The following is a 6,200-nucleotide window of genomic DNA, read 5'->3' as shown; positions in this document are numbered from 1 at the left end:
CCCACCGAAGGATGTCCATGGACAGTCCGTCACCCCGTTTCACCGATCCGGAACCGTACGGATTCCTCTATCTGGGATTCCAGGCCGAGCCCGGCGTCCGGCTCCCGCACGCGGTCGACGGCTTCGAGCTGGCGGTCCGCGCCGTCACCACCCAGCAGGTCTCGCTCCGATCGGCCCGCACCACACTCACCCGCCTGCTCGCCGCCGTCCCGCCCGCCGACCGGGGAGCCGCCGACGAGGAGGCGGGCGGCCTGCGGGCCTTCCCCACCCCGGCCGAGGTGCTCGCCGCGCCCGACACGGCGTTCCGGATGCCCGGGGCCCGACGGGAGACGATCCGGGCGCTGGCCCGGGCCGTCGCCGACGGGGAGCTGGACCTCGAACCCGGCGGCGACCGCGAGGAGGCGGCCCGATGCCTGGCCGCGGTGCCCGGCGTCGGCCCGTGGACGGCCGGCTACCTGGCCATGCGGGCGCTCGGCGACCCCGACGTGGTGCTCGCCACCGACCTGGGCGTACGCCGGGGCGCGGCCGCGCTCGGCCTGCCCGACGACCCGAAGACCCTGCACGCCTACGCCGACCGCTGGCGCCCCTGGCGGTCGTACGCGACGATCCGACTCTGGAGAGCGGCATGAACACTGTGGACAGCACTGTCATCGACACCCCCGCCGGCCCGCTGAGCGTGCTCGCCGGCCCTGACGGGGCGGTACGCGCGGCCGGCTTCACCGCCGACCCGGCGGCGCTGGTGCCATTGACGCACCCGAGCCTGCGCGGCGACCTGCGGGAGCGGGGCGACCTCGGCCCGGTCACCGCCGCCGTGCGGGCCTACCTCGACGGTGATCTCACCGCGATCGACGCGGTCCCGGTGGAGCAGCACACCGACGGCCTCTTCCTGACCCACGCCTGGCGGGTGCTGCGCGACGTGAAGCCGGGCGACCCGGTGACCTACACCGGCTTCGCCGCGCTGGCCGGGCGTCCGGCCGCCGTCCGAGCCGCGGCGGCGGCCTGCGCGCGCAACGCCGCCGCGCTCTTCGTGCCCTGCCACCGGGTGCTGCGCACCGACGGCACGCTCGGCGGCTACCGCTGGGGGCTCGACGTGAAGAAGTGGCTTCTCGGGCATGAGGGACGGGTGACGGCTAGCTGACAGCCGAAACGTCGCCCCCGGCCGCTACCGTCGGGTAGTGCCCGCGCCCAGCGACGGCAGCCCCGCGGCGCATCCCGACGCCCGGTCCCAGCCGCTGCGCAACCTCTGGCGGCTGCGGCCCTACCTGCGCCCGTACGCGACGGAGTTCGCCTGGCTGCTGGTCGCGGCGTTGGCCGCGACGGCGGCGAGCCTGGCCGTGCCGCTCGTGGTGCAGCGTGTGGTGGACGGCCCGGTGGCCCGGCACGACGAGGCCGGGCTGCTCCGGCTGGGCGGCCTCGCGTTGCTGCTCGGGCTCGCCGAGGCGGTGCTGATCTTCATCCGGCGGTGGACCCAGTCGTCCTCGTCGGTGGGCATGGAGGCGGCCATCCGGGCCGACATCTACGCCCACCTGCAACGGCTGCCGACCAGCTTCCACGACCGCTGGCAGTCCGGCCAGCTGCTCTCCCGGATCACCAGTGACCTCTCGGTGATCCGCCGGTTCCTCTCCTTCGGCCTGCTCTTCCTGGTGCTCAACCTGATCACGTACGCCGCCGTGGTGGTGCTGCTGATCCGGCTGCACCTCTGGCTGGGGCTGCTGGTCGCCGCCAGCGCCGTCCCGCTGTTCCTGATCAGCCGCCGCTTCGCCCGGCACTACCACGCCGCCTCCCGGCGGATGCAGGACCAGCAGGGCGACGTGGCGACCCTGGTCGAGGAGACCGCACAGGGGCTGCGCACCATGCGCGCGTACGGGCGAGGGCCGGAGCTGGCCGCGCGGTTCGCCGCCGGCGCCCGCCGGCTGCACGACACCGGGATCGGCAAGGCCCGGCTGCTCGCCCGCACCTCCGCGTTGTTCGACCTGGTGCCCAACCTGACGCTGGGCGCGGTCCTGGTGGCCGGCGCCGCCGCCGTCGCCGACGGCGCGCTCACCATCGGTGAGCTGGTCGCCTTCGTCAGCCTCCAGCTCATGCTGATCTGGCCGGTGCAGTCGCTCGGCTGGATCATCGCCAACGGGCAGGAGGCCGCCACCGCCGCCGACCGGATCCAGGAGGTCCTCGACACCCCGCCGACCATCGCGGACCGGCCCCACGCCCGCGCGCTCGACCGGGCCGAGGTGCGCGGCCGGCTGCGCTTCGAGCGGGTCAGCTTCCGCTACCCGGGCGCGCCCGCGCCGGTGCTGCACGAGCTGGACCTGACCGTCGAGCCGGGCGAGACACTCGCGCTGGTCGGCGCGACCGGCTGCGGCAAGAGCACCCTGCTGTCGCTGGTCCCCCGCCTGCACGACGTGACCGACGGCCGGGTCACCCTCGACGGGCACGACCTGCGCGACCTGCGGCTCGGTGCGCTCCGACGGTTGGTCGGGGTGGCGTTCGAGGAGCCGACGCTGTTCTCCATGTCGGTCTGGGAGAACCTGACCCTGGGCCGTCCCGAAGCCGGCGAGGAGGAGGTCCGGGCCGCGCTGGCGCTGGCCCAGGCGGAGTTCGCGTACGAGCTGCCGTGGGGGTTGGCCACGCGGGTCGGCGAGCAGGGCCTGTCGCTCTCGGGCGGGCAGCGGCAACGGCTGGCGCTCGCCCGGGCGGTGCTCGGCCGGCCCGCCCTGCTGGTCCTCGACGACCCGCTGTCCGCGCTCGACGTGCACACCGAGGCGCTGGTCGAGGCGGCGCTGCGCCGCGGCGGGCTGCCCCCGGACGCGATCGGCTACGTGAACGCCAACGCCACCGGCACCCCGTTCAGCGACGCCTCCGAGGCGGCGGCGCTGACCCGGGTGTTCGGCCAGGACGCCGCACGGCTGCCGGTCAGCTCCACCAAGTCGGTGCACGGGCACGCGCTGGAGGCGTCCGGGCTGCTGGAACTGCTGGTCACCGTGCTGGCCCTGCGGCACGGCAAGCTGCCGGTGACGGCCGGTTGGCTCGGCCCCGACCCGCAGTGCCCGTTGGACGTCGTCCGCGACGCACCCCGCCCCGCGCGCACCGCACACGCCCTGACCCTCAACGCCGCCTTCGGCGGCGCCAACACGGCCCTCCTGGTGAGCACCTCATGACCGCGCCCACCCACCCCGACCTTCCGCGATCTTGCACTTCCGGCCCCGGCGAAACGGGCACATCGCCCGCGCCCGGGGCACCAACCGCAAGATCGCGCACCGGGGTGGTGGTGCTCGCGGAGGCGCGGTGGCCTGAGGCGGGGGACCGGGGGGCGGGGGTGGCGGGGGTGGCGGGGTTCGTGCACTCGCCGTTCGCGCCGCTGGTGGCGGCGGTGGCGCAGCGGTGCCTCGCGCGGCGTTACCCCGACGGGCCGCTGCCGCCGGGCAACCGGACGGCGGTGGTGCTGGTCAGCGCCGGTGGGGACGTCACCAGTGCGGCGCACGTGCGCGCCACGGTGGCCGCGGGTGGACGGGTCGGGCCGCTGTTCTTCTTCCAGTCGGTGCCGAACAGCGTGGCCGGGCACGTCGCGGCCCGCTGGGGACTGGACGGCCCGGTGGTGTGCCTGAGCCCCACGGGGGACCCACGGGCCGAGGGCGAGGCCGAGGCGGACCTGCTGCTGCACGACGGCGACGCCGCGCAGGCGTTGCTGATCCTGATCGAACTGGCACCGGACGGCACGTCGGGCGAGGCGACCGCGGTGCTGCTGGGGGAGGAGACACGTCAATGAGGACGAAGGGACTACGCGGCGCACTCGCGGCCGACGCCGAACTGGGCGCGGGCAACGTGCTCGCCCGGGTGCTGGCCCACGGCGCCGACCCGGACGGCCCGGGGCTCACGTTCGACACCGAGATCGACGGCCACCCGGCCGAGACCCCGCTGACCCTGGGCCGGCTCGACCGGATGGTCGCCGCCCGGGCGGCCTGGCTGCACGAACGCGGGGTGAAACCGCGTGACCCGGTCGCCGTCTGGGCCGGCACGGCCGCCGACATGGTGCTGTCGTTCCTGGCGCTGACCCGCCTCGGCGCGATCCCCGCGCTGATGAACGGCAGGCTGCGCCCGGAGATCGCCGCCGAGTACATCCGCCGGCTACGGGCCGCCGGGGTGCTCGCCGACGCCGCGCACGCCGAGGCGCTGGCCGGTCACGACCTGGGCGCCCCGATGATCGGTGAACCCGCGCAGGCGGGTAGCGGCGACCCGGACACCGCGCCGGCGCACTACCGGCACCACCCGGACGACCCGATCGTGATCACCCACACCTCCGGCACCACGGGCGTGCCGAAGGCGGTGCTGCACTCGCACGCCAGCCTGTTCGCCGCCACCCGCCACCTGCTGTCCATGCCGCAGGCGCAGGGCACCACCCGCATCCTCAACGCGCTGCCCGCCCCGCACACCGCCACCGTGCTGATGGTCAACCAGGCGTTGGGCAACCGGGCGGAGATGTACCTGCTCTCCGAGCAGGGCGGTGAACGGGTGCTGGACGCGATCCAGCGCTGGCGGCCGGACGGCGTCTTCGGCTTCTCCGTCACCTGGGCCGAACTGGCCCGCTTCGACCTGTCCGGCTACGACCTGGACTCGGTGCGACTGTGGTTCAACACCGGCGACTGCTCGCACGAGCCGCACGTGCGCCGACTGGTCGCGGTCGGCTCCCGGGACGTGGTCACCCGCGGCGGCGTGACCCGGGTACCCGGGTCGGTCTTCATCGACGGGCTCGGCTCCAGCGAGATGGGGCACTCGATGTTCCACGTCACGCACACCGTCGACACCAACCGGTACGGGCGCTGCGTCGGCCGGCCGTACCGGTTCACCAAGGTGGCGGTGCTCGACGCCGACGGCGACGAACTGCCGGCCGGCCAGGTCGGCTGGCTGGGCATCGACTCACCGTCGCTGTTCCGCGGCTACTGGAACGACTCGGTCACCACCTACCGGTTCCGGCTGCGCGGCTGGTACCTGACCGGCGACCTGGTCTACGCCGACGACGACGGCCGCTACTACCACCTCGACCGGGCGGTCGACTCGGTCGAGGTGGGCGGCGGGAGACGGTTCTTCACCGCGCTGTCCGAGGAGCGGATCCTCGCCGCCTGCGCCGACGTCACCGACTGCACGGTGGTGATCGTCAAGGCCGACGACGGCACCGTCACCACCGACGTGCTGCTGGAGCTGGCCGCCGGCGCCGACCCGGATGCGGACCGCACCGCGCGCATCCGCGCCGCCCTCGGCCCGGACGTGGCCGCCACGCTGCGCCGGGTGGTGCCGGTACGCGCCGACGACATCCCGGTCACCGTCACCGGCAAGGTACGCAAGGTGGCGCTGCGCGAGCGCTACCTGACCGAGGCCCCGTCGTGACCGCGCTCGTCACCGGCATGGGGCTGTTCACCCCGGCCGGGCGGGGCGTGGAGGAGACGTTCGCGGCGCTGCTGTCCGGCCGCTCGGGGCTGCGGCGCCCACCCGAGGGCCACCCGGCGCGGGACAGCCTGGAGGTGGCCGGGGTACTGCCGGCGATCGACCCGCGCACCGTGGCGTCCGGGCCGGAGACCAAGGTGCTCGACCGGATCGTGCTGCTCGCCCTGATCACCGCCGCCGAGGCGCTCGCCGACGCCGGCATCGAGGTGGGGCGGGACGTCGACCCGGAACGGATCGGAGTGATCATCGGCGGCGTCGGCGGCATGTCCACCCTGGAGAGCCAGGTGCTGGCCCGGGCCGCGCGCGGCCGGGCGGCGGTCAGCCCATACCTGCTCACCGGGATCCTGCCGAACATGCCCTCGGCCCGGGTCGCGATCGCGCACGGCATTCGCGGCTACAGCTCGGCGGTGGGCACGGCCTGCGCCTCCGGCGCCCAGGCCGTCGCCGACGGGGTACGCCTCATCCGCGCCGGCGAGGCCGACGTGGTGGTGTGCGGGGCGAGCGAGGCGCCGCTGTTCGGCACGTTCGCCGACACGTTCGGCAACGCCCGGGCGCTGGCCCGGGGATGGGACGACCCCGCCGAGGCGAGCCGACCGTTCGACAAGCGGCGCAACGGCTTCGTGCTGGCCGAGGGCGCGGCGCTGCTGGTGCTGGAACGGGCCGGGCACGCCGCCGCCCGGGGCGCGACCGGCTACGCCGAGGTCGCCGGCTACGGGGTGAACACCGACGCGTACCACCCGACCGCGCCGCGGCCCGACGGCGCG

Annotated in this window: 5 protein-coding genes and 1 pseudogene; all 6 read left to right on the top strand. The window is 75.1% G+C overall.

Annotated features, from left to right (window positions below; all coding sequences use genetic code 11):
* A partial coding sequence (locus HUW36_RS23070) for a DNA-3-methyladenine glycosylase family protein (RefSeq protein WP_174530088.1) occupies nt 1–629 on the top strand: 629 nt, incomplete at its 5' end.
* On the top strand, nt 626–1,138 hold the full coding sequence (locus HUW36_RS23065; RefSeq protein ID WP_174530087.1) for a methylated-DNA--[protein]-cysteine S-methyltransferase: 513 nt from the start codon (nt 626–628) through the stop codon (nt 1,136–1,138). The genes HUW36_RS23070 and HUW36_RS23065, both read left to right, overlap by 4 nt.
* Nucleotides 1,139–1,175: 37 nt before the next feature.
* Nucleotides 1,176–2,957, top strand: a pseudogene (locus HUW36_RS23060) (ABC transporter ATP-binding protein); the annotation flags it as partial.
* A gap of 305 nt (nt 2,958–3,262) precedes the next feature.
* A complete protein-coding gene (locus HUW36_RS23050) occupies nt 3,263–3,763 on the top strand; it encodes a beta-ketoacyl synthase chain length factor (protein WP_174530089.1) in 501 nt (166 codons plus the stop codon).
* Nucleotides 3,760–5,379 carry a class I adenylate-forming enzyme family protein gene (locus HUW36_RS23045; RefSeq protein WP_174530086.1) on the top strand — a complete coding sequence of 540 codons (1,620 nt, stop codon included), beginning with the start codon at nt 3,760–3,762 and terminating at the stop codon, nt 5,377–5,379. The genes HUW36_RS23050 and HUW36_RS23045 overlap by 4 nt, the downstream gene beginning before the upstream one ends.
* Nucleotides 5,376–6,200, top strand: an 825-nt coding sequence (locus HUW36_RS23040; protein WP_174530085.1) for a beta-ketoacyl-[acyl-carrier-protein] synthase family protein, incomplete at its 3' end; no start/stop codon positions are given. The genes HUW36_RS23045 and HUW36_RS23040, both read left to right, overlap by 4 nt.

The organism is Micromonospora maritima (genome assembly GCF_902825405.1).
GTDB classification, from domain to species: Bacteria; Actinomycetota; Actinomycetes; order Mycobacteriales; family Micromonosporaceae; genus Micromonospora; species Micromonospora maritima.
Note: the sequence above shows the minus strand (reverse complement) of the source record. Positions and strands in the feature narration are given on the sequence as shown.